This window comes from Micromonospora sp. RTBAU3-60, assembly GCF_054963695.1.
In genome coordinates this window covers 299045-321871 of the sequence record NZ_JBUEGB010000002.1, presented here as the reverse complement: position 1 = coordinate 321871, position 22827 = coordinate 299045, and the positions used below count along the sequence as shown (strand labels likewise).

At 74.2% G+C, this 22827-nt stretch carries 18 protein-coding genes; 12 read left to right on the top strand and 6 right to left on the bottom strand.

Annotated elements, in window-relative coordinates:
• Nucleotides 1-16 precede the first annotated feature (16 nt).
• The 3 genes from ACY34I_RS03650 to ACY34I_RS03640 all read left to right on the top strand — a co-directional run bounded on the left by ACY34I_RS03650 (nt 17) and on the right by ACY34I_RS03640 (nt 2330).
• Nucleotides 17-517, top strand: a complete 501-nt coding sequence (locus tag ACY34I_RS03650) for a cation:proton antiporter regulatory subunit (protein WP_462752412.1) — start codon at nt 17-19, stop codon at nt 515-517.
• Between the two features lie 5 nt (nt 518-522).
• On the top strand, nt 523-1731 hold the full coding sequence (locus ACY34I_RS03645; protein ID WP_462752410.1) for a cation:proton antiporter: 1209 nt from the start codon (nt 523-525) through the stop codon (nt 1729-1731).
• 170 nt (nt 1732-1901) lie between these two features.
• Entirely contained in the window at nt 1902-2330 is a 429-nt protein-coding gene (locus ACY34I_RS03640) for a hypothetical protein (RefSeq protein WP_148793885.1), read from the top strand.
• Nucleotides 2331-2508: 178 nt separating this feature from the next.
• Here the strand turns inward: ACY34I_RS03640 and ACY34I_RS03635 are convergent, their stop codons facing one another.
• From ACY34I_RS03635 to dnaK, 5 genes are all read right to left on the bottom strand, one after another.
• Nucleotides 2509-2715 carry a hypothetical protein gene (locus ACY34I_RS03635; RefSeq protein ID WP_462752407.1) on the bottom strand — a complete coding sequence of 69 codons (207 nt, stop codon included), beginning with the start codon at nt 2713-2715 and terminating at the stop codon, nt 2509-2511.
• A gap of 272 nt (nt 2716-2987) precedes the next feature.
• Nucleotides 2988-3428 carry a heat shock protein transcriptional repressor HspR gene (locus ACY34I_RS03630; protein WP_462752404.1) on the bottom strand — a complete coding sequence of 147 codons (441 nt, stop codon included), beginning with the start codon at nt 3426-3428 and terminating at the stop codon, nt 2988-2990.
• A gap of 28 nt (nt 3429-3456) precedes the next feature.
• Nucleotides 3457-4644: a molecular chaperone DnaJ gene (dnaJ, locus tag ACY34I_RS03625; protein ID WP_462752402.1), complete on the bottom strand. Its 1188-nt coding sequence runs from the start codon at nt 4642-4644 to the stop codon at nt 3457-3459.
• 82 nt (nt 4645-4726) lie between these two features.
• Nucleotides 4727-5488, bottom strand: coding sequence for a nucleotide exchange factor GrpE (grpE, locus tag ACY34I_RS03620; RefSeq protein WP_462752400.1), 762 nt, complete (start codon nt 5486-5488; stop codon nt 4727-4729).
• Between the two features lie 48 nt (nt 5489-5536).
• Nucleotides 5537-7405: a molecular chaperone DnaK gene (dnaK, locus tag ACY34I_RS03615; protein WP_462752398.1), complete on the bottom strand. Its 1869-nt coding sequence runs from the start codon at nt 7403-7405 to the stop codon at nt 5537-5539.
• A gap of 219 nt (nt 7406-7624) precedes the next feature.
• Between dnaK and ACY34I_RS03610 the strand changes: the two genes are divergently transcribed.
• The 3 genes from ACY34I_RS03610 (at nt 7625) to ACY34I_RS03600 (ending at nt 12499) form a co-directional block, all read left to right on the top strand.
• Nucleotides 7625-9463 (top strand): ABC transporter, encoded by a 1839-nt coding sequence (locus tag ACY34I_RS03610; protein ID WP_462752396.1) that lies wholly within the window; start codon nt 7625-7627, stop codon nt 9461-9463.
• A gap of 100 nt (nt 9464-9563) precedes the next feature.
• Complete coding sequence (locus tag ACY34I_RS03605) at nt 9564-11222, top strand: GTPase (RefSeq protein WP_462752545.1); 1659 nt, start codon at nt 9564-9566, stop codon at nt 11220-11222.
• A gap of 53 nt (nt 11223-11275) precedes the next feature.
• Nucleotides 11276-12499: a hypothetical protein gene (locus ACY34I_RS03600; protein WP_462752394.1), complete on the top strand. Its 1224-nt coding sequence runs from the start codon at nt 11276-11278 to the stop codon at nt 12497-12499.
• 84 nt (nt 12500-12583) lie between these two features.
• Here the strand turns inward: ACY34I_RS03600 and ACY34I_RS03595 are convergent, their stop codons facing one another.
• The gene (locus ACY34I_RS03595) at nt 12584-13309 is read right to left on the bottom strand and encodes a hypothetical protein (protein WP_462752392.1); all 726 of its coding nucleotides are present in this window, start codon (nt 13307-13309) and stop codon (nt 12584-12586) included.
• A 487-nt stretch (nt 13310-13796) separates the two neighbouring features.
• Between ACY34I_RS03595 and pdhA the strand changes: the two genes are divergently transcribed.
• The 6 genes from pdhA (at nt 13797) to ACY34I_RS03565 (ending at nt 22783) form a co-directional block, all read left to right on the top strand.
• Nucleotides 13797-14975 (top strand): pyruvate dehydrogenase (acetyl-transferring) E1 component subunit alpha, encoded by a 1179-nt coding sequence (pdhA, locus tag ACY34I_RS03590; RefSeq protein WP_462752390.1) that lies wholly within the window; start codon nt 13797-13799, stop codon nt 14973-14975.
• Nucleotides 14975-15964, top strand: a complete 990-nt coding sequence (locus tag ACY34I_RS03585) for an alpha-ketoacid dehydrogenase subunit beta (RefSeq protein ID WP_462752388.1) — start codon at nt 14975-14977, stop codon at nt 15962-15964. The genes pdhA and ACY34I_RS03585 overlap by 1 nt, the downstream gene beginning before the upstream one ends.
• Nucleotides 15961-17433: a dihydrolipoamide acetyltransferase family protein gene (locus tag ACY34I_RS03580; RefSeq protein WP_462752386.1), complete on the top strand. Its 1473-nt coding sequence runs from the start codon at nt 15961-15963 to the stop codon at nt 17431-17433. The genes ACY34I_RS03585 and ACY34I_RS03580 overlap by 4 nt, the downstream gene beginning before the upstream one ends.
• Before the next feature lie 223 nt (nt 17434-17656).
• A complete protein-coding gene (locus tag ACY34I_RS03575; RefSeq protein ID WP_187413317.1) occupies nt 17657-17794 on the top strand; it encodes a hypothetical protein in 138 nt (45 codons plus the stop codon).
• A gap of 351 nt (nt 17795-18145) precedes the next feature.
• Nucleotides 18146-20827: an LppU/SCO3897 family protein gene (locus tag ACY34I_RS03570; RefSeq protein WP_462752383.1), complete on the top strand. Its 2682-nt coding sequence runs from the start codon at nt 18146-18148 to the stop codon at nt 20825-20827.
• Nucleotides 20828-20947: 120 nt separating this feature from the next.
• On the top strand, nt 20948-22783 hold the full coding sequence (locus ACY34I_RS03565; RefSeq protein WP_462752381.1) for an NHL domain-containing thioredoxin family protein: 1836 nt from the start codon (nt 20948-20950) through the stop codon (nt 22781-22783).
• Nucleotides 22784-22827: the final 44 nt, after the last annotated feature.

Below are 22827 nucleotides of genomic sequence, written 5' to 3'. Positions count from 1 at the left end.
GGGTAGCCTCACCTGGGTGCGAGTACGTGTCGAACAGACTGCCTTACCGGGGATCGGCGTACGTCACGACCTGGTGACGGAATCGGGCCGCCGGGTCGGCGTGGTCTCCCACCGCAATGGCCGCCGGGACCTGGTCCTCTACGACCCGGACGATCCCGACTCCTGTCAGGCGGACATCCCGCTGACCGACGACGAGGCGGAAGCGCTCGCCGACATCCTCGGCGCGTCGCTGTTGCTCGGCCAGCTCTCCGGGCTGCGCGAGCAGGCCGCGGGGCTGCTCACCGAGCAGATCGCCATCACGGCCGGCTCGAAGTACGTCAACAAGCGGCTGGGCGACACGAAGGCGCGTACCCGCACCGGCGCCTCCATCGTGGCGGTGCTGCGGGACGGCGAGGTCATCGTCTCGCCGGCCCCCACCTTCCGCTTCGCGGCCGGTGACGTCGTGGTCGTGGTGGGCACCCGCCAGGGCCTCGACGGGGTGAGCGCGATTCTCGCCGACACCGACCCGGACGGCTGACGCGGATGCACGAAACCACAACTCTGCTCGTCGAGGTCGGCGCGCTGCTGCTCCTGCTCGGCCTGCTCGGCCGGCTCAGCCGCCGGTTCGGCGTCTCGCCCATCCCCCTCTACCTGCTCGCCGGGCTCGCCTTCGGCCACGGCGGCCTGCTGCCACTCAACGCCAGCGAGGAGTTCTTCGCCGTCGGCGCGGAGATCGGCGTGATCCTGCTGCTGGTCATGCTCGGCCTGGAATACAGCGCCAACGAACTGGTGGGCAACCTCCGCTCGGCGGCCCCCGCCGGCCTGATCGACGCGGTGCTCAACGCGCTGCCCGGCTTCGCCTTCGCGCTGCTGCTCGGCTGGGGCTGGATCGCCGGCGTGGTGCTCGCCGGCGTCACCTGGGTCTCCTCGTCCGGGGTGATCGCCAAGGTCCTCGGCGACCTCGGCCGGGTCGGTAACCGGGAGACCCCGGTGATCCTCTCCGTCCTGGTCATCGAGGACCTGGCGATGGCCCTCTACCTGCCGCTACTCACCGCGCTGCTCGCCGGCGTCGGCCTGGTCAAGGGCGGCGTGGCGCTCGCCGTCGCGGTGCTCACGGTGGTCGCCGTGCTGTTCGTCGCCATCCGGTACGGCCACCTGATCTCCTCGGCGCTCTCCGCGAAGGATCCCGAGGCGCTGCTGCTCGGGGTGCTCGGCCTGACCCTGCTGGTCGCCGGCGTCGCGGCCAAGCTCCAGGTGTCCGCGGCGGTCGGGGCGTTCCTGGTCGGCATCGCCCTCTCCGGCCCGGTGGCACACCACGCGACCGAGCTGCTCTCCCCGCTGCGGGACCTGTTCGCCGCGGTCTTCTTCGTGTTCTTCGGGCTGGTCACCAACCCGCTGGACATGCCCCCGGTGCTGCTGCCGGCGCTGGGGCTGGCCGTGGTCACCATGGGGACGAAGCTGCTCACCGGCTGGCTGGCCGCCCGGCGGGCCGGGATCGCCGAGCCCGGTCGCTGGCGGGCCGGCTTCGCGCTCACCCCGCGCGGCGAGTTCTCCATCGTCATCGCCGGGCTCGCCGTCGCCGCAGCGCACCCGGTCGAACCCAAGCTGGCGGCGCTCGCCACCGCTTACGTGCTGATCACCGTGGTGACCGGGCCGATGCTGGCCCGGCTGCCCGACCTGCCCTGGTTCAAGCGCTGGCTGCGCCAGCGCACCGCCGCCCGGCGGCCCGTCCCGGTGGCGGCACCCGACTGACCTGGTCGGGCCGGGTCGACCGTACGGTGGACCCGGCCCGGCCAACGGTTGCCGAATTGCTTCCGGGAAGGCCTACCGCCGGTGCGCGGAACCGCGTTACCGTGTCGCCCCAGCAGCCAGCGTCCGCGGGTGGCCGGGTGCCCCCGCCAGCGGAAACGGAAGGTTGGCCGGTGAGCGTGCAGGAGTCGACGTTCCACGGCTTCGCCAACCCCGTAGATCCCTCGCCGGCCGAGCTGCGGGCGTGGGCGTACCACCCCGACTCCGTACCGCTGACCTCCATGCCCCCGGACTGGGACCTGCTGGTCGCCGGTGACCACCTGGTGCAGACGCTCTTCGAACTGGCCATGGACACGGCCTGCCCGGCCCGCCGGTTCGCCCTGCACTGCCTCTACATCTACGCCGCCGACGGCATCCGGACGAACTTCCGGGCCCACCCCAAGCGCCGTTTCCGCAAGCTCGTCGAGCAGGCCGAGCGGACCGGGGACGAGCTGATGCGCAACTGGGCGCACAACAGCCGGGTGCTGCTCGCCCGGCCGGACCTCTTCGTCTACCGCGACTGGTGCGAGGGCGGCCTGGTGCGGGAGAACCGCCGGCTCTAGTCAAGACGGCGAACGGGCCGGGACCCCCTCGCGGCATCACCGCATCCCGGCCCGCACGTCATGCCACGGCGAACGGGCCGGGACCCCCTCGCGGCATCACCGCATCCCGGCCCGCACGTTATGGACGGCGAACGGGCCGGGACCCCCCGTGGGTCCCGGCCCGTTCGTCGACGGATCGTCACGTCGATCCGCCCTGCTTCTTGCGCCGCTCGTCGGCTCTGGCCCGGTCGACGCCGTGGTCCAGTTGGTCGGCGAAGCGACCTTCTTTGATCTTGTCAGTGAAGCTGCCCTGGGCGACCCGATCGAACCGTTCGCGGATGTTCGCGGCCACCTTCTCCAGCCGGTCCTCCGCCTCCTGCGCCACCTTCTTCGCCGTTTCCGTCATGGCTCCCCCTGCCAAGTTCGGAGTCCGGATTGAGTTGGTTGGGCCTGATTCACAGCTTAGCGGCCCACCCAGCTCCCGCATCCCGTTTCCCCAACCCCGCGACCGCGGGTGGAACGCCATGGAGGCCTCCGGCCCGCTGAGACGTACGTGGTGTTCCACCGACGGCGCGGCGGGCCGTGGCGCGCCGGAATGGGGGTCAGATACGGCAAGGGCCGGCGCGGCCGGTCGGGGCACGCGCCGGCCCGCGTCGGTGGGCGGCGAAGGGGGTGGGATCAGCGGTCGCCGGTGCGGCGGGGCCGCCAGACGACCAGCGCCGTCGAGGTGCGGTTGGTGGGCACGAGGTCGCCGCGGGAGAACCGGCCCAGCGACTCCAACTCGGCGATCCGGTGGTACGCGGCGTCCAGCTCCGCCTCCAGCCGGGCCACCCGCTGCTGGGCCTCCTCCAGCAGCCGTTCCAGGCCGATGATCCGCTTGACCCCGGCCAGGTTGATGCCGTCGTCCTGGCTGAGCCGCTGCACCTCGCGGAGCAGCACCACGTCCCGGACGCTGTACCTGCGACCGCCGCCGGCCGCCCGGCCGGCCTGCACGAGGCCCAGCCGGTCGTACTGGCGCAGGGTCTGCGGGTGCATCCCCGCCATCCGCGCCGCGACCGAGATCATCAGGACCTTGGCCTCGTAGGCAGGGTCACCCGAGCCGACGAACTCCTGCGACATCCCCGCTCACCTCCGCTGCCTTCACCGGTCAACTGAACCGACGCACTCGGGCGTCGAGATGTTCCCGCGCGGCCGGCGGGGTCTGTGCCGCGAACGCCTCCAGCGCCGTCCGCGCCTCGTCCGACACCTTCGCGGGGACCACCACGTCGAGGGTGACCAGCAGGTCACCGGTGCGGCCGTCCTTGCGTACGACGCCCTTGCCCCGGGCCCGCAGCACCCGACCGCTCGGAGTACCCGGCGGCACCCGGAGGGTCACCGTCCCGTCCAGGGTCGGTACGCGCAGGTCGGTGCCGAGCACCGCCTCCGCGAACGTGATCGGCACGGTCAGGGTCAGGTCGTCCCCGGTGCGCCCGAACAGCTCGTCCGGGCGGACCTTCACGTGGACGAACAGGTCGCCCGCCGGGCCGCCGCGCTCGCCGGGTTCGCCCCGCCCGGCCAGCCGGATGCGCTGGCCGTCGGCCACCCCGGCGGGAAAGCGCACGTTCAGCGTGCGGGTCTTGGTGACCCCGCCCGTGCCGTGGCACTCCGGGCACTTCTCCTCGACGATGGTGCCGACGCCCTGGCAGTTGCGGCACGGCTCGGAGAAGCTGAACGACCCCTGGTTGCGGGTGGTCACCCCGGCGCCGTGGCAGACCGGGCAGGCCACCGGCTGGGTGCCCGGCTTCGCGCCGTTGCCGTGGCAGGTGTCGCAGACCCCGGGAGCGCGCAGCGTCAGCGGCAGCGTGACGCCGCGTACGGCGTCCTCGAAGTCGAGCGCGACCTCGGCCTCGACGTCCCGGCCCCGCGCCGGGCCGCGCGCGCGGGCCGCACCGCCACCGCCACCGCCGCCCGAGAAGATCGAGCTGAACAGGTCGGTGAACCCGCCGCCACCGAACCGGGTGTCGGCGCCGCCGGCCGCCCCGCCGAACAGGTCGGAGACGTCGAACGGCATGCCGCCCGGCTGGCCCCCGCCGCGGGCGTTGCGGCGGAACGCGCCGGAGCCGAACAGCGACCGCATCTCGTCGTACTCGCGGCGCTTCTTCTCGTCGCCGAGCACTGCGTACGCCTCGGAGACGGCCTTGAACCGCTCCTCGGCCTTCGGGTCACCGGGGTTGTGGTCCGGGTGCGACTCCCGGGCCAGCTTCCGGTACGACTTCTTGATCTCGTCGGAGGAGGCGGACTTCTCCACGCCCAGCGCGGCGTAGTAGTCCTTCTCGATCCAGTCCTTGGAACTCATCCGTCCACCCCCTTCCACGGGACGTCCCCCGGTCGTCCCGCCCGCCCGGTGTGGGCGGGCGGGACGTCACGGGTCGGCACTACTACTCCGGATCGGCGACCGCGACCAGGGCCGGCCGCAGCAGCCGCTCGCCGAGCTGGTAGCCCCGGCGCATGACCTGCACGCAGGTCGGCTCGGTCACGTCGGCGGAGGTCTGGTGGGCCACCGCCTCGTGCCGGGTCGGGTCGAACGGGTCGCCCTGCTCGCCGAACGCGGTCAGGCCGAACTTGCCCAGCGTGGTGATGAGCTGCTCGGCCACCGAGCCGAACCCGCCCACCAGGTCGCCGTGCTCGCGGGCCCGGTCCAGGTCGTCGAGGATCGGCAGCAGCGCGGTCAGCACCGAGCCGGTCGCCTGCTCCTGGACCAGGCTGCGGTCCCGGTCGACCCGCTTGCGGTAGTTGGCGTACTCGGCCGTCACCCGCTGCAGGTCTCGGGTCCGCTCGTCCAGCTCGGCCCGGAGCGCCTCCAGCTCGGCGCCGAGCGGGCCGCCCGCCTTGACGACCTCCTCGGCCTCCTCGGTCGGCTCGGCCGGCGCGTCGACCACCGGCGGTCCGGAGACCGGCGCCTCGGTCTCGATCTCGTCGACCACGACCTCGGTCTCCTCGACCAGCCCTTCGGCGGGCGCGTCGGCCGCGGCGTCCGCGGCCGCAGGGTCGGCCGCGGGCTGCTCGGTGGTCTTGCCGATCTTGCGCTTGTCTCGGATGACGATCCGCGGCTCGTCGCCGGCGCCCTGCCCGGCGGTCGCCGAGCCACCCGGCGCCGACCCGGTGGAGCCCGGGTCGGCCGCTCGTGGCTTCTCCGTCATGCGGCTACCTCATCCTTCTGCCGTGCGTACGTGTCCGGGACGGAAAGGTCACTTCTTGTCCTCGTCCACGATCTCCGCGTCGACCACGTCGTCGGCGCCGCCGGCCTGCGCGCCACCGGCCTGCGCGCCACCCGTCGCACCGGCGCCCGGCCCGGCCGCGCCCGGCGCACCCTGCTCGCCCTGCTGCTGCGAGTAGAGCAGCGAACCGGCCTGCTGGGAGACCTGGGCCAGCCGCTCGTGGGCCGCCTTGATCTTGTCGATGTCCTGGCCGCCGAGGGCGCTGCGCAGCTCGCCGAGGGCCTCGTTGAGCTGGTCCCGGTTCTCGCTGGGCAGCTTGTCGCCGCTCTCGGCGAGGAACTTCTCGGTCTGCCACTGGAGCGCCTCGGCCAGGTTGCGGGTCTCCGCCTCGTCGCGGCGCCGCTTGTCCTCGTCGGCGTGCTCCTCGGCGTCCCGGCGCATCCGCTCGATGTCGTCCTTCGGCAGCGACGAGCCGCCGGTGATCGTCATCTTCTGTTCCTTGCCGGTGCCCAGGTCCTTGGCGTGCACGTTGACGATGCCGTTGGCGTCGATGTCGAAGGTGACCTCGATCTGCGGCACGCCGCGCGGCGCCGGCGGGAGGCCGGTCAGCTCGAAGGTGCCGAGCTTCTTGTTGTAGGCCGCGATCTCCCGCTCGCCCTGGAACACCTGGATCAGCACCGACGGCTGGTTGTCGTCCGCCGTGGTGAAGACCTCGGAGCGCTTGGTCGGGATGGTGGTGTTGCGCTCGATGAGCTTGGTGAAGATCCCGCCCTTGGTCTCGATGCCCAGGCTCAGCGGGGTCACGTCGAGCAGCAGGACGTCCTTGACCTCGCCCTTGAGCACACCGGCCTGCAGGGCGGCGCCGACGGCGACGACCTCGTCCGGGTTGACGCCCTTGTTCGGGTCGCGGCCCGTGAGCTGCTTGACCAGGTCGGTCACGGCCGGCATCCGGGTCGAGCCGCCGACCAGGATGACGTGGTCGACGTCGGAGATCTTGATCCCGGCGTCCTTGACGGCCTGCTCGAACGGGCCCTTGCAGCGGTCCAGCAGGTCCTGCGTCATGCGCTGGAACTCGGCGCGGCTCAGGGTCACGTCGAGGTGCAGCGGGCCGGCCGAGCCGGCGGTGATGTACGGCAGGTTGATGTTGCTGGTGGTGGCGGCGGACAGCTCGATCTTGGCCTTCTCGGCCGCCTCCTTGAGCCGCTGCATGGCCATCTTGTCCTGGGACAGGTCGATGCCGTGCTCGCCGCGGAAGGTCTTCACCAGGTGGTCGATGATCCGCTGGTCCCAGTCGTCGCCACCGAGGTGGTTGTCACCGCTGGTCGACTTGACCTCGATGACGCCCTCGGCCAGCTCCAGCAGCGAGACGTCGAAGGTGCCGCCACCCAGGTCGAAGACCAGGACGGTCTGCTCCTTGGAGCCCTTGTCGAGCCCGTACGCCAGGGCGGCCGCGGTCGGCTCGTTCACGATCCGCAGCACGTTGAAGCCGGCGATCTCACCGGCCTCCTTGGTGGCCTGGCGCTGCCCGTCGTTGAAGTACGCGGGGACGGTGATCACCGCGTCGGTGATCTGCTCGCCCAGGTACGCCTCGGCGTCCCGCTTCAGCTTCATCAGCGTGCGGGCCGAGATCTCCTGCGGGGTGTACTTCTTGCCGTCGATGTCGACGGTCCAGTTGGTGCCGATCTCCCGCTTGACGGAGCGGATGGTCCGGTCGGGGTTGGTCACCGCCTGACGCTTGGCGACCTCACCGACGAGCACCTCCCCGTTGCGGGCGAACGCGACGATCGAGGGGGTCGTCCGCGAGCCCTCAGCGTTGGCGATGACGGTGGGCTCACCGCCCTCGAGAACGCTGACGCAGGAGTTCGTCGTGCCGAGGTCGATGCCGACCGCACGTGCCATGTTCGCTTCCTCGCTTCGTAACGGTGAGCAGGTCAGGGGCCTTGCCCCCGAGCTGCCCGGCGGGTCGCCCGCAGCGACCGCACCACAAGTTGAGTGGACCGGACTCAATAGTGCCACGCGGCCGGCAAACCGCAAGTCGAGGTTGAGTCGACCCGACGCAACCTGACCGTTATTACCGTCCGGTTGTCTTCCCTTGCGTCGGTCGGGCACGCTTTAGCGGTGACGACGCATGGCGATTCCGCCACCCATTCCGGCGCGCCCGCCGTCGCAGCCCGCTCCGGATCCGACGCCGGGGAGGACCGGCCCGCCACCGGCGCGGAGGGCCTGCCCGCCGCGCTCGCCGGCCTGCGGGCCGCGATCGGGGTGGCGCGGTTTCCGCTCACCCTGCCCTCGGCGGAGCCGGCCGGGCGCGCCGCCGCCGGCCTCACCAACCAGCTCGACGACTATCTGCTGCCCCGGCTCGCCCGCCTCGACGCCCCGCTGCTGGTGGTGGTCGGCGGCTCGACCGGCGCGGGCAAGTCGACCCTGGTCAACAGCCTCGTCCAGGCGCGGGTGAGCGCCGCCGGGGTGCTCCGGCCCACCACCCGCTCGCCGGTGCTGGTCTGCAACCCGGCCGACGCCGCCTGGTTCCGCCGGGGCGACCTGCTGCCGGGCCTGACCCGGACCAACGAGCCGAGCGAGCACCCGGGCACCCTGCACCTGGTCACCGCGCCCGCGCTCCCGGCGGGGCTGGCCTTTCTCGACGCGCCCGACATCGACTCGGTGGTCGACGCCAACCGGGCGCTGGCCGGGCAACTCCTGGCCGCCGCCGACCTCTGGCTCTTCGTCACCACCGCCGCCCGCTACGCCGACGCCGTCCCCTGGGAGCTGCTGCGCAGCGCCCGGGCCCGGGGCACGGTGATCGCGATGGTCCTCGACCGGGTGCCACCGGAAGCGGCCGACGAGATCGCCGCCCACCTGTCGGAGATGCTCGCCGCCCAGGACCTGGGCGCCGCGCCGCTCTTCGTGCTGCCCGAGACCTGGGTCGACGGGCAGGGGCTGCTCCCCGACAAGGTCACCGCCCCGCTGAGCGCCTGGTTCGCCCGGCTCGCCGCGGACGCCGAGGCCCGCTCCGCCGTGGTCCGGCAGACCCTGGACGGCGCGCTGGCCGCCCTGCACCCCGCCGTCGACGGGCTGGCCGACGCCGCCGACGAGCAGGTGGCCGCCGCCGACGCGCTGGACGAGCGGGTACGGGCGGCGTACCGGGGGGCGGAGCGGACCGTCGCGGAGGGGCTCCGGGACGGCCGGCTGCTCCGCGGCGAGGTGCTGGCCCGCTGGCAGGAGTTCGTCGGCACGGGCGAGTTCTTCCGCACCCTGGAAGCCCGGGTCAGCCGGCTGCGCGACCGGGTGGTCGGCGCGTTCACCGGGCGTCCGGCCCCCGCCGCCGAGCTACGGACGGCCATCGAGTCTCAGCTCGTGACGCTGCTGCGCGGGGTGGCCGCCGAGGCGGCGGAGCATGCGTACACCGGGTGGAAGGCGCACCCGGCCGGGGCGGCGCTGCTCGAACCGGAACTCGCCCGCGCCTCCGACGACCTGCCCGAGCGCGCCGAGCGGCTGGTCCGCGACTGGCAGCGCGGGGTGCTTGAGCTGGTCCGGACCGAGGGCGGGGACCGCCGTTTCGTGGCCCGCACCGCCGCGTACGCGGTCAACGCCACCGGGCTGGCGGTCATGATCGGGGTCTTCGCCTCCACCGCCTTCATCCCGACCGGGCTGGAGGTCGCCACCGGCGCCGGCACCGCGGTCGCCGGGCAGGCGGTGCTGCAGGCGATCTTCGGGGACCAGGCGGTCCGGAACCTGGCGACCAAGGCCCGGGAGGATCTGCTCGACCGGATCGGCGCGCTGCTGGCGGAGGAGGGGGCCCGTTTCCTCGCCCGCACCGAGGCGGCCCGCCCGGCCGCTGAGACCGGTGCCGACCTGCGCCGGGCCGCCAACGAGGTGGAGAAGGCCCGGCACCGCAGCGGCCTGACCCGTACGGATGGGCCGGTGCTGCCCGCCGTCGACCAGGATGGTCGCCGGTGACCACGCCGACGGGAGGCCGGGCCGGGGACCGGACGAGAGGCCGCGTGGCCAGGCGGGCCGGAGACGAAGGTGGGCCGAGGTGAGCAACATCGTCGGTCGGATGCGCGAGGCGTTCCGGGGTGACCAGCGGGTCGACCCGGACGTCCTGGTCGCGCGCCTGCAGGCGGTCCAGCGCTTCCTCCAGGCGGTGGACGGCCAGGTGCCCGACGCCCAACTGGTCACCGCGCACACCGTGGTCGAGCGGGCCGGCACCCGGCTCGCCCTGTCCGGGCACCACACCGTGGTCGCCCTGGCCGGGGCGACCGGCAGCGGCAAGTCGAGTCTGTTCAACGCCCTCGCCCGGCTGGACCTCTCGCCGGTCGGCGTACGACGGCCGACCACCGGGGTGGCGCACGCCTGCGTCTGGGGGCCGCCGGACGGTGCGTCCCGGCTGCTCGACTGGATCGGGGTGCTGCCCCGGCACCGGTTCGTCCGGGAGAGCGCCCTCGACGGCGACGACGAGTCGGCCCTGCACGGCCTGGTCCTGCTGGACCTGCCCGACTTCGACTCGGTGCAGCACACCCACCGGCTGGAGGTGGACCGGCTGCTCGGCCTGGTCGACCTGGTCGTCTGGGTGGTCGACCCGCAGAAGTACGCGGACCGCGTGATCCACACCAGCTACCTGCGCGAGTTCCACCGGCACCGGGACGTGACCGTGGTCGTGCTCAACCAGGCCGACCGGCTGCCCCCGGCCGAGTTGCCGAAGGTGCTGGGCGACCTGCGCCGGCTGCTCGACGCCGACGGGCTGGCCGGGGTGCCGCTGCTGCCCACCGTGGCGGTGGACCCGGCCGGGCTGGACGGGCTGCGCGCCGAACTGGAGAAGACGGTCGCCGAACGGCAGGCCGCCCTGCGCCGGCTGGCCGGCGACGTGGACGCCGTGGTGGCCGGGCTGGCGGAGCTGGTCGGGCCGGAGCCGCCGCGTACCGGCCCGGACGGCCCGGCGGCGGAGGAGCTGACCGCGGCGCTGGCCGGGGCGGCCGGCGTGCCAACCGTGGCCGAGGCGGTCGAGGCGGCGTACCGGCACCGGGCCGGGGGCGCGACCGGCTGGCCGCTGGTCCGCGGCTGGCGGAAACTCCGGCCGGACCCGCTGCGCCGGCTGCACCTGCCCGGCGGCGATCCCGACGCGCCTGCGGAATGCCTCGTCGCGGCGACCTCCGTACCCGATGCCACTGCCGCGCAGCGGTCGGCGCTCAACCTGGCCATCCGCGCGGTGGTGGACCGCTCCGCCGCCGACCTGCCGGCGCCCTGGCCGGCCGCGGTGACCACGGCGGCCCGGTCCCGCCTGGCCGACCTGCCGGACGCGTTGGACCACGCGGTGGCCGCCACCGACCTGGGGATGACCCGGCGCCCGACCTGGTGGCGGGTGGTGGGCGGCCTGCAGTGGCTGGTCACCCTCGCCGCGCTGGCCGGGCTGGGCTGGCTGGTGCTGGGTTACGCGCTGCGCGCGCTGGGGCTGCCGGCGCTGCAACCTCCGCGGCTCGGCGAGGTGCCCTGGCCGACCGTGCTGCTCCTCGGCGGCCTGCTCGCCGGGCTGCTGGTGGCGGCGCTGAGCCGGCCGGTGATCCGGTGGGCCGCCGGGCGCGCCCGGCGGCGGGCCGAGGAGCGGCTGCTGATCTCGGTGGGCCGGATCGGCGAGAAGTACGTGCTGGACCCGGTCTGGGCGGTGCTGGGCCGCTACGTCGAGGCCCGGCAGGCACTGGAGGACGCCGCGCAACGGTGAGCCCGGGCGCGCTGGACGGTGTCCGGAGCGGCCGACCGGCGTAGGGTCGGTGCATGGCCACGCCACAGACCCCCTACGAGGCGGTGCTGCACGCCGCTCGCGACGTGACGAGGCTCGACTCCGCCCTCGACGCGGAGATGCTCGGCGCCGCGCTGCTGGGCAGCGTCTACGCCGTCGCCGAGACCGACCGGGAGGCCGCCGTCCGCGAGTTCGTGGCCGGCTTCCTGGCCGCCACGTCCCGCCGCCGCAGCGCCGCCGCCACCACCATCCGCGCCGTCTTCGCCACGCTGGTGCCGGAGGCCGAGGGCGCCGCCCGGGTCCGCCCCGGCGCATACTCCCCGGCCTGGGCCGGCCAGCTCGGGCGGGTGCACCTCACCGGCACCTGGGCGTACGGGGACGTGTACGGCGACCAGACCTCCTACCTGGCCACCTTCGCCTACGACGACGCCGAAGGCGGCCCGGAGCACGCCCTGGTGGCCCTGGTCGACCACAACATCGGCATCACCAAGGACGTCTTCGTCGGCGGTCCCGCCGGGCGGATCGTCGAGCAGGCCCGGCAGATCTGCACCGAGGACGAGTTCACCTGGTTCCGCACCGAGGACCCGGCCCGGATGCACGCGGAGGTGACCCGCCACCTCGCGGTCACCGACGACCTCGGGGAACTACCCGCCCAGGGCTCCCTGGCCACCGACCGGGCGCTGGTCGGCGCACGGTTGGCCGTCCTGCCCGGCCGGGCCGGGACAGCCGGCGCCGGGGACGTCCCACCGGCCACCGACGCGGAGCGGACCCGGCTGGTCCGGGCCTTCCTCGCCGCGCCGGAGGCCGCCCGGTTCGGCCTGGACGCGGTGGCCGACGCGGAGCTGGCCTCGCTGCACTTCTGCCTCGGCCTGCTGCTCGACCACGCGGCCAGCTTCCCGGACGCCGACCCGCTGCGGTGGAGCCCGGCGGTGGCCGAGCTGTTCCTGCTGGACTGGGTGCACCGGCGGGCCGTGCTGGACATGGACGACGCGGCGATGCTGCCCCGGGTGCTGCGCGGCTGGGCGGCGTACGCGGCCCGCCAGCGCGGCCTGCCGGCGGCGGCGGCCCGGCGGACGGACGAGGCGATCGAGGAGATGGTCCCGGAGTTCGCCCGGCTCTACAGCACCGGCGAGCGGCGCAGCCCCGCCACGGCGGCGGTCGCCCAGCTCATGGCGGACGGCGTCGACCCCGACGACCCGGCCGCCCTGGACGCCTGGATCGAGGCGAACCGGCACCGCCTCACCGACGACCCGGCCTGACCCGGCTTCCGCCACGTCGGGCCCGACCGATCAGCCACGTCGGACCCGGCCGATCACCGACGTGCCCGCCCACGATGGGCGCGGCTACGCCCTGCACGGGCTCCGGTCGGCGGCCGGTGCGGTGATGCTCGGGCCCGGGTCGGCGGTGGGACGGGGCGTCGGCAGGGGCGTCTCCTCGGGCGGCGCGCTGGGCGGCGCCGGAGAGGCGTCCGGGGTCGTGGTCGCGCTGGGCTCCGCGCTCGGCGTGGTCGGGGGATCGGTGGCCGGCCCGGAGAAGGTGCTGGTCGGCTCGGCCGTGGGGCTCGGTGTCGGATCCGGCGTGGCCGGGTCGGAGGGCGACGGCGAGGGCGACGGGCGCGGCGAGACGGTCGGCGTGGGCCGGGTGGGCGGCGGTTTCGGTGCGGCCGGCTGGGGCCGCCGGCGCGAGCCGAGGTCGCTGTCGTCGCGCAGCGCCGGGGTGCCGGCCAGGGCCGCCGGCAGGCTGGTGGCGTCGGCCACGGGCGTCCGGCTGGGGAGGACCGGGGGCTGGGTGCCCTCGGGCAGCGGGACGACCACCGGGCCGACCGAGGGGGTCGGGATGAACGCGGTGCTGCTGTCCGGAAGGGCGCTGTTGCCCACGGTCGCCGACCCGGCGCTGATCGCGGCCAGGATCGGCATGGACGCGGTGCCGGCGAGCAACGCGACGGTGAAGAGGTAGCCCCGGCTCGGGGTGCCCAGGCCGTGCGCGCGGTGCGCCCCGACCACCCGGCGGTATCCCGCCCGGTGGCTGCCGACGAGCGGAGCCACGGGACCCTCTGCTGGCTCGGACACCCACCCACTCCTCGTACGTCGACCCGGCGGCACGCTCGTCCAAGCGTGGACAAAAGGCCACCAAATGCCCCCCGGAAACACCAGTCAGCTTGGACCAGCCACGCTCAGTTCACCAGGCATCACCGCGTGTCGACACACCTCGTGTCCGTCGGCTGCAGCAGGTTTTGCGCGACAAAAAACCCATGCGTCGCGAACCAGACGGAACTTCACCGGCAGGGGAGGCCGTACTGTGGGCCGACTCACCTCCTCTGCAATCATTCAGGCACGACGGCAACGCAGCCGCCACCTCCGCGCACCTCGCGGCGGGTGCGGAACGGCGCCGGCGCTCCCGGGTCGGGTTCCTCCACGGACCCGGCTCACGCCGCGCGGCAACCCTCACCGGGGCTAGGCGCGGCCGCCAGGACCAGCCCGGCTCGAGCCGGGCGGCGCATGATGTGCGGCGGCACGGGTCACCCCCGGCGCCGGCAGACCAGACAGGGAGAGACGGATGGCAAAGGGCGACCCCGGGGTCACCAGCCGCGGCCGGCGGGCCGCACCCCGTTCCAAGCGTGCCGCCGTAGCAGGCGAGCCGGAACTCGTACAGCTGCTCACGCCCGAGGGCGAGCGGATCGAGAGCGCACTCGGCCCGGACGGGACCGAGTACCGCGTGGACTTCACCGACGAGGAGTACCGCGGGCTCTACCGCGACCTCGTACTGGTCCGCAAGCTCGACGCCGAGGCCACCGCGCTGCAGCGCCAGGGCGAGCTGGGCCTCTGGGCCAGCCTGCTGGGCCAGGAGGCGGCGCAGGTCGGCTCCGGCCGCGCGCTGCGCGCGCAGGACATGGCCTTCCCGACCTACCGGGAGCACGGCGTCCTCTACTGCCGCGGCATCGACCCGATCATGCCGCTCGGCCTGTTCCGCGGCGTCGACCAGGGCGGCTGGGACCCGAACGAGTTCAAGTTCAACATGTACACGATCGTCATCGGGGCGCAGACCCTGCACGCGACCGGGTACGCCATGGGTGTCGCCATGGACGGCAAGACCGGCAGCGACGACGGCGAGGCGGTGATCGCGTACTTCGGTGACGGCGCCACCAGCCAGGGCGACGTCAACGAGGCGTTCGTCTGGGCCAGCGTCTTCAACACGCCGCTGGTCTTCTTCTGCCAGAACAACCAGTACGCCATCTCCGAGCCGCTGGAGCGGCAGACCCGCGTCCCGCTCTACCAGCGGGCGGGCGGCTTCGGCTTCCCCGGCGTCCGGGTGGACGGCAACGACGTGCTCGCGTCGTACGCGGTGACGCGGCACGCGCTGGACAACGCGCGGCACGGCCAGGGCCCGAGCCTGATCGAGGCCTACACCTACCGGATGGGGGCACACACCACCTCCGACGACCCGACCCGCTACCGGATCGCCAGTGAGGTCGAGGCCTGGCAGGCCAAGGACCCGATCGCCCGGATGAAGGCGTTCCTGACCAGGCAGCAGCTCGCCGACGAGTCGTTCTTCGCCGAGGTGGACGAGCAGGCTCGCGCCGAGTCGGTGCACCTGCGCGAGCGGGTGCTCGCCATGCCCAACCCGGAGCCGGTGACCATGTTCGACCACGTCTACCCCAATGGCTCGCCGGAGCTCGACGAGCAGCGGGCCCAGTTCACCCAGTACCTGGAGTCGTTCGAGGGGAGCGCGCACTGATGGCCACGGAGACGCTCACCCTCGGCAAGGCCCTCAACGCCGGTCTGCGCAAGGCCCTGGAGCACGACCCGAAGGTCGTGATCATGGGCGAGGACGTCGGCAAGCTCGGCGGCGTCTTCCGGATCACCGACGGCCTGCAGAAGGACTTCGGCGACCAGCGGGTGATCGACACCCCGCTCGCCGAGTCCGGCATCATCGGCACCGCGGTCGGCCTGGCCATCCGCGGCTTCCGCCCGGTCTGCGAGATCCAGTTCGACGGCTTCGTCTACCCGGCGTACGACCAGATCGTGTCGCAGGTGGCGAAGATGCACTACCGCTCGCAGGGCAAGGTCCGGATCCCGATGGTCATCCGGATCCCGTACGGCGGTGGCATCGGCGCGGTCGAGCACCACTCGGAGTCGCCCGAGGCGTACTTCGCGCACACCGCCGGCCTGAAGGTGGTGACCTGCGCCAACCCGCAGGACGCGTACTCGATGATCCAGCAGGCGATCGCCTCGGACGACCCGATCGTGTTCCTGGAGCCGAAGCGGCGCTACTGGGAGAAGGGCCAGGTCGAGCTGGACGGCCCGCTGGCCGACGCGTACCCGCTGCACGCCGCCCGGGTCGCCCGGCCGGGCACCGACGCCACCGTGCTGGCGTACGGCCCGATGGTGCGGACCGCCCTCGACGCGGCCACCGCCGCCGCCGAGGACGGCCGGGAGCTGGAGGTCATCGACCTGCGCTCGCTCTCCCCGCTGGACCTGACCGCCGCGTACGAGTCGGTGAAGCGCACCGGGCGGTGCGTGGTCGTCCACGAGGCCCCGGGCAACCTGGGCCTCGGCGCCGAGATCGCGGCCCGGATCACCGAGGAGTGCTTCTACTCCCTGGAGTCCCCGGTGCTGCGGGTCACCGGTTTCGACACCCCCTACCCGGCCGCCCGGGTGGAGGAGGAGTACCTGCCCGACCTCGACCGGGTGCTCGACGCCGTCGACCGCACCTTCGGCTGGTGAGCGGCATGTCGCGGATCAAGGAGTTCAACCTCCCCGACCTGGGTGAGGGCCTGACCGAGGGCGAGATCCTCGCCTGGCTGGTCAAGGTGGGCGACGTCATCGAGCTGAACCAGCCGATCGTCGAGGTGGAGACCGCCAAGGCGGCGGTCGAGATCCCGGCGAAGTGGGCCGGCCAGGTGCAGGCGATCTTCCACCCGGAGGGCGCCACCGTCGAGGTCGGCACCCCGATCATCGCGATCGACACCGACCCGGGCGCCGGGCCGATCGAGGAGTCGACGACCGGGGCACCGGCCGCCGGCCTGCCCACCCCGTCGGCGGCGTCGCTGGCCGCCGTCGAGATCGCGCCCGAGGAGGGCATGGTCGAGCCGGGCCTGATCGGCGGCGTGGCACCGGGCGGGCGTACCGCCGTGCTGGTCGGCTACGGCCCGCGGAACGCGCCGGCCAAGCGGCGCCCGCGCAAGGGGGCCATCCCGGCCCAGGCCGGACCCGCGCCGGCCGCCTCGGCGCCCGCGCCCGTGGCACAGACGCCCGCGCCGGTCGCTCCGGCACCGGCCGCGCCGGCGGTCAACGGCACCGGCCGGTCCGGTGGTCCCGTGCTGGCCAAGCCGCCGGTGCGCAAGCTGGCCAAGGACCTGGGCATCGACCTGACCGCGCTGACCGGCTCGGGCCCGCTGGGCTCGATCACCCGGGAGGACGTACAACGGGCGGCGTCGGCCCCGGCGGCCGAGCCGCTGGCCGCCGCGGCCCCGGCGGCCGCGAGCTTCGGCGCCGACCGCGAGCAGCGCATCCCGGTCAAGGGGGTACGCAAGCTCACCGCGGAGAACATGTCCCGCTCGGCGTTCACCGCGCCGCACGTCACCGAGTTCCTGACCGTCGACGTGACCCGCGCGATGAAGGCCCTGGACCGGCTCCGCGAGCGGCGCGAGTGGCGGGACGTCCGCATCTCGCCGCTGCTGCTGGTCGCCAAGGCGGTGCTGCTGGCGGTCAAGCGCCACCCGATGGTCAACTCGACCTGGGCCGGCGACGAGATCGTGGTGAAGGACTACGTCAACCTGGGCATCGCGGCGGCCACCGAGCGCGGCCTGATCGTGCCGAACGTCAAGGACGCCGGTCGGCTCTCGCTGCGCGAGCTGGCGGACGCGCTGACCGAGCTGGTGCAGACGGCGAAGGCCGGCCGCACCTCCCCGGCCGACATGTCCGGCGGCACGCTGACCATCACCAACGTCGGCGTCTTCGGCGTCGACACCGGTACGCCGATCCTGCCCCCGGGCGAGTCGGCGATCCTCGCCTTCGGCGCCGTACGGGAGCTGCCGTGGGTGCACAAGGGCAAGGTCAAGCCGCGCCTGGTCACCACGCTGGGCCTCTCCTTCGATCACCGGATCATCGACGGTGAGCTGGGCTCGAAGTTCCTCCGCGACATCGGGGACTTCCTGGCCGATCCGGAGGCGGCGCTGCTCGCCTGGACCTGATGGTCCGCTGCACCAGGCAACGGCCGGTGTGCCACGGGTGAACGCCCGGCACACCGGCCGTTGCCGTTGGGAGACGAAATCATCGGTCCGAGATGGGCTCCAACCTACGATCCTTCGGTACGTGGCTCAGCTCACCTAATAATCGATGGAAGTTGGCGGCGTTATGCGGTTCAATAGAGACATCAAGGGGCTGACAACCGAATAGCCAGGAGGAGAGACCCAGATGAGCATGATCGAGCGAATCCGCACCCGCCGCGACGCCAACCGCCGCGCCCGCGCCATCGAGCAGGCGCTGCGCTCCGCCAACTCCCCCGCGGTCCGCGAGGAGCTCCTCGCCATCGCCCAGCGTCACATGAGCTGACGCTCCAACTACTTTCCTCACCTCCTCCAGTTCGAAGACCCGCCCGGTCACCCGGGCGGGTCTTCGGCGTTTCACGTCGATTGACACCGGGATTCCACCTCGCCGCACCGCCCGGTACGGTGGGGCTCGGTCGCCACCCCGCCCGCCGCCGGACCGATCGCACCGACAGAAACCGATCGACAAAGTCCGGTCACGGTGAGTGACGACCGGTGCTCCCCCCGGGCGCCTCCCGGCGGCCACCCGATACGGTGCGGGGAGCCCGCCCGGCCGGTACTTGCCGGCGACGCCGGCAACCGTGCCGACGGTCCCGATCGGCATCGGTGGCCGACATGTGATGGAGGAGGCGTTCCCATGACGTCCGAGGCCCCGAACCGCCCTGGCCACGAGCCGGGCGAGACGTCGTCGGGCGCCGGCGGACCGGCGCCGTACGGCGACCGCCCGGCGCAGCAGGACAACGGGTACCGCGGCGCTCCCGACCTCGGCTGGGCCCCGCCCCCGCCAGCCGGTCACCCCGCCCCGTCCGCCCCCGCCTGGGGTGCGCCGGACGACCAGCCCCCCGCCTGGACGCCGCCGGGCGGCCAGACCGCCGGCCGAGCCACCGCGCAGGTGCCGCCGCCGGCTGAGGGTTGGGGTGGCCCCGCACAACCCGCCTGGGCAGCCCAGGAACAGGGCGCACCCGCCTGGGCCGCCGGCCCACCGGCTCCGCCCGCGGAGCAGCCGCCGGCCGCCTGGGGTGCCGGCCCGTCGAGCGCTTCCGCCGAGCCGGGCCCACCCGCCTGGGGGGCCACGCCGGGCGGCCCCGCCTGGGCCGCCGCTCCGCCGGCCGCCGCGCACGGCGAGCAGCCGGCCTGGGCGCAGTCCGGTGACGGGGGCGCCCGCGGCGCCGCCTCGGTCCCCGCGCCCGCCACCCCGCCCCACGAGGCATGGGCCACCGGACCGCAGGACGACCCGGCACGCTCGGACGGCTGGCCCGCCGCGGCCAGCCCGCAGGACGACCGCGCCGGCGGCTGGGCCGCCGGGACCGCCGCCCAGCAGCACGACGACCCGAACCGCTCGGGTGGCTGGGGCGCGGCCCCGCCGGAGGAGCAGCCGGCCTGGGGCCAGCAGGGCGAGCAGGCCGCGCCCGCCTGGGCACCCGCCGAGCCGGCCGCGCGCGCCGCCGCCAAGGTCTCCGTACCCGGGGCGCAGGCCGAGAACGCCTGGCCGGCCCAGGACGACCCGGGCCGCTCGGGCGGCTGGGAGACCGCGGCGGCCACCCCGCACCACGACGACCCGGACCGCTCCGGCGGCTGGGCCGCGGGGCGGGCGGCCGAGGCCGGCCAGCAGCCCGGCTGGGGCTCCGCCGCCGTCCCGACGCCCGGCGACCGGCCGGAATCCGGGGCCTGGCCGTCGGCGGAGGCGCCGGCCCGGGCCAGCGCCTCGGTCACGCCACCCGACTCGCCGTCCGCCTGGGGCGGCAACCAGGACAACCCCGCTCCGTGGACCCCGGAGCAGCCGGCCATCCCGGACGCCCAACCGTGGGCGCCGGGTGAGGCGTGGGGCCGGGCCACCGAGACCCAGCCCGGGGAGCCGCCGATCTACCAGCCGGCCCCGGGCCCGGGCATCTCCCCGGCCAACGCCGTACCGCTGCCGCCGCAGGAGCAGCGCGTACCGGGCGCGGCGCTGGCCGCGTCGCCGCCCGGCAACTACCTGCCGCCCGCGCAGTTCGCCCCGGCCGACCGGGACCCGTACGAGCCGGAGCAGTCGGGTGGCTGGGGTGCACCGGAGCCGCCGCACAACGATCCGCAGTCGCCGGCCGGGCCGATGGTGCCGGGCCCGCGTACCTCCCCAGAGGCGGGCGGCCACGTCTCCGCCAGCGCCTCGGTGCCGGTGGCCAGCCGGGTGACGCCCCCGGCCGACCAGGCACTGCACACCGGCGGCGTACCGGCCCCGCAGCCCCGGGTGTACGGCCGGCCCAGCCGCCCGGAGCCGGAGGAGGCCCCCGGGTCGGACGGCTTCTCGGACGGCTTCCCGGAGCCGGGCCCGCGCTTCGACGAGCACGGCCCGCAGTCGCGGACGGACGAGTCGGACCGCCCGAACGGCTTCGCCGAGGCGCCACCGGTGCCGTTCGGCCCGCCGTCCTCGCCCGCCGGCCCGCCGCCGTTCCCGCCCGGCGTGCCGTCCTTCACCAACCCGTCCGGCAATACCCGCCCCGTCAATGGGGTGCACCCGCAGAGCGACGAGCACGGCGGCAGCCCGCAGGACCTGTACGGCGCCCCCGGCGGTCACCACGACCCGTTCGGCGGCACCGGCCCGAGTGATCCGTTCGGCGGTCCCGGCGGTCCGCACGACCCGTTCGGTGGCGCCCCCGGCGGCCCCGGCGGTCAGCACGACCCATTCGGCGGCCCCCCTGGTGGCCCCGGCGGTCAGCACGACCCGTTCGGTGGCGCCCCTGGTGGTCCCGGCGGTTCGCACGACCCGTTCGGCGGGCAGTTCAGCGGCCCAGGCGACCCGTACGGCGCGCCGGGCGGCGGCCGCGCGGCGGTCGCCGCACCCGGATCGGGGCCGATGGGCGAGCCGGGGCCAGGCGGTTTCCCGCCCCCGTTCCCCCCGCCGCCCCAGCAGGCGCCACCGGCCTGGCAGCAGGGCCCGGCCAATCAGCCGGACCAGGGCCGCTTCGACGCGTTCAAGCCGGAGGCCGAGCCGCAGACCGAGGCGCCCACGCCGAAGGTACGCAACGGCCGGGTGCTGGCCGTCGTGCTCATCGTGGCGGTGCTGATCCTGGCCATCCCGCTCGGCACGCTCAAGCTGCTCGGCAAGCTCGGCGGCGACAACGAGCCGGCTGCGTTCAACCCGGCCGTGGGCTCCTGCGTCAAGCAGGCCGGCACCAACGGCGTGGCGGCCGTCGACTGCGGCGAGCAGGGCGCTTTCAAGGTCCTCTCGAAGGTCGACGCCAAGGAGAAGTGCGGCGACCCGGCGCAGCCGCACGTGGTGCTCCCCGGCGACGGGGCGGACCGGGTGCTCTGCCTGAAGCCGGCCGCGGCCGGCCAGTAACAGTTCCCCGACGGCGGGGTCACGGATTGTCCGTGGCCCCGCCGTCGTCCGTTCCGGATGTGATCCACCCCGCGCCGGGTGCCGGCCGGATCGCGGCCCCCGGTCCGGCAGACTGAACGCATGAGCGCACGAGTACGGGCACCTGAGCTGCGTGGCCGGGGCTGGCTGAACACCGGCGGGAAGGCCGTCACCCTGGCCGACCTGCGCGGCAAGATCGTTCTGCTCGATTTCTGGACCTTCTGCTGCATCAACTGCCTGCACGTGCTCGACGAGCTGCGCCCGCTCGAGGAGAAGTACGGCGACGTCCTGGTCGTGATCGGCGTGCACTCGCCGAAGTTCGAGCACGAGAAGGACCCGGCGGCGCTGGCGGCGGCCGTCGAGCGGTACGGCGTGCACCACCCGGTGCTCGACGACCCCGACCTCGACATGTGGCAGCAGTACGCGGCCAAGGCCTGGCCGACGCTCTCGGTGGTCGACCCCGAGGGGTACGTGGTCGCCACCATGGCCGGCGAGGGACACGCCGAGGGGCTGGCCCGGCTGGTCGACGAGCTGATCGCCGCCCACGAGGCGAAGGGCACCCTGCACCGGGGCGAGGGTCCGTACGTGCCGCCGGTCGAGCCGGAGACCGCGCTGCGTTTCCCCGGCAAGGCCGTGGTGCTCGACGGCGGCAACCTGCTGGTCTCCGACTCGGCCCGGCACTCCCTGGTCGAGCTGGCCCCCGACGGCGAGCAGGTGCTCCGCCGGATCGGCGCCGGCACCCGCGGCCACACGGACGGCCCGGCGGGCAGCGCCACCTTCTCCGAGCCGCAGGGGCTCTGCCTGCTGCCCGCGCACATCGCCGAGGTGGCCGGGTACGACCTGGTCGTCGCCGACACCGTCAACCACCTGCTGCGCGGCGTGAAGCTGGGCACCGGCGAGGTGGTCACGGTCGCCGGCACCGGCCGGCAGTGGCGCTCGACGGTGGACGACCACGCCCACGACGCGCGCGCGGTCGACCTCTCCTCGCCCTGGGACGTCGCCTGGTACGACGACAAGGTCGTCATCGCCATGGCCGGCATCCACCAGCTCTGGTGGTTCGACCCGATCAAGCGGACCGCCGGCATGTACGCCGGCACGACGGTGGAGGCGCTGCGCGACGGCCCGCTGCCGGACGTCTGGATGGCCCAGCCCTCCGGCCTCTCGGTGTCGGTCGACGGCACCCGGCTGTGGATCGCCGACAGCGAGACCAGTGCGGTCCGGTACGTCGAGGACGGGGTGATGCACACTGCGGTGGGGCAGGGCCTCTTCGACTTCGGGCACGTCGACGGCCCCGCCGACCGGGCGCTGCTCCAGCACCCGCTGGGGGTGTGCGCGCTGCCCGACGGTTCGGTGCTGATCGCCGACACGTACAACGGCGCGGTGCGCCGCTTCGACCCGGCGACCGACCAGGTCGCCACGGTGGCGGACGGGCTGGCCGAGCCGAGCGACGTGGTGCTCACCGCCGAGGGCGAGGTGCTGGTGGTCGAGTCGGCTGCGCACCGGCTGACCCGGCTGGCCCCGGGCGCGCTCACCGCGGCCGGCGCGAGCACCGTGGACGGCCCCCGGCACAAGCTGGAGCGCAAGCCCACCGACGTGGCGGCCGGCGAGCTCACCCTCGACGTGATCTTCACGCCCGCGCCGGGGCAGAAGCTGGACGAGACCTACGGCCCGTCGACCCGGCTGGTGGTGTCGGCCTCCCCGCCCGAGCTGCTGGTCGAGGGGGCCGGGACGACCAGCGACCTGTCCCGCCGGCTGGTGGTGAACGGCGACGTGGCGCAGGGGGTGCTCCAGGTGACCGCGCAGGCGGCCACCTGTGACGCGGACGTCGAGCACGCGGCCTGCCACCTGACCCGGCAGGACTGGGGCGTACCGCTGCGGGTGGTCGACGGCGGCACCAGCCGCCTCCCCCTGGTCCTGCGCGGCCTCGACGAGGCCTGATTTCTGCTCAAGATCCGCGCAGCTTCCCGGATGCTGTCGCCTCC

Bases quoted from the DNA above. Each gene is read 5' to 3' on its own strand.
- ACY34I_RS03645 (WP_462752410.1), top strand. From the start codon at position 523: ATGCACGAAACCACAACTCTGCTCGTCGAGGTCGGCGCGCTGCTGCTC.
- ACY34I_RS03635 (WP_462752407.1), bottom strand. From the start codon at position 2,715: ATGACGGAAACGGCGAAGAAGGTGGCGCAGGAGGCGGAGGACCGGCTG.
- ACY34I_RS03630 (WP_462752404.1), bottom strand. From the start codon at position 3,428: ATGTCGCAGGAGTTCGTCGGCTCGGGTGACCCTGCCTACGAGGCCAAG.
- dnaJ (WP_462752402.1), bottom strand. From the start codon at position 4,644: ATGAGTTCCAAGGACTGGATCGAGAAGGACTACTACGCCGCGCTGGGC.
- grpE (WP_462752400.1), bottom strand. From the start codon at position 5,488: ATGACGGAGAAGCCACGAGCGGCCGACCCGGGCTCCACCGGGTCGGCG.
- dnaK (WP_462752398.1), bottom strand. From the start codon at position 7,405: ATGGCACGTGCGGTCGGCATCGACCTCGGCACGACGAACTCCTGCGTC.
- ACY34I_RS03605 (WP_462752545.1), top strand. From the start codon at position 9,564: ATGCGCGAGGCGTTCCGGGGTGACCAGCGGGTCGACCCGGACGTCCTG.
- ACY34I_RS03600 (WP_462752394.1), top strand. From the start codon at position 11,276: ATGGCCACGCCACAGACCCCCTACGAGGCGGTGCTGCACGCCGCTCGC.
- pdhA (WP_462752390.1), top strand. From the start codon at position 13,797: ATGGCAAAGGGCGACCCCGGGGTCACCAGCCGCGGCCGGCGGGCCGCA.
- ACY34I_RS03585 (WP_462752388.1), top strand. From the start codon at position 14,975: ATGGCCACGGAGACGCTCACCCTCGGCAAGGCCCTCAACGCCGGTCTG.
- ACY34I_RS03575 (WP_187413317.1), top strand. From the start codon at position 17,657: ATGAGCATGATCGAGCGAATCCGCACCCGCCGCGACGCCAACCGCCGC.
- ACY34I_RS03570 (WP_462752383.1), top strand. From the start codon at position 18,146: ATGACGTCCGAGGCCCCGAACCGCCCTGGCCACGAGCCGGGCGAGACG.
- ACY34I_RS03565 (WP_462752381.1), top strand. From the start codon at position 20,948: ATGAGCGCACGAGTACGGGCACCTGAGCTGCGTGGCCGGGGCTGGCTG.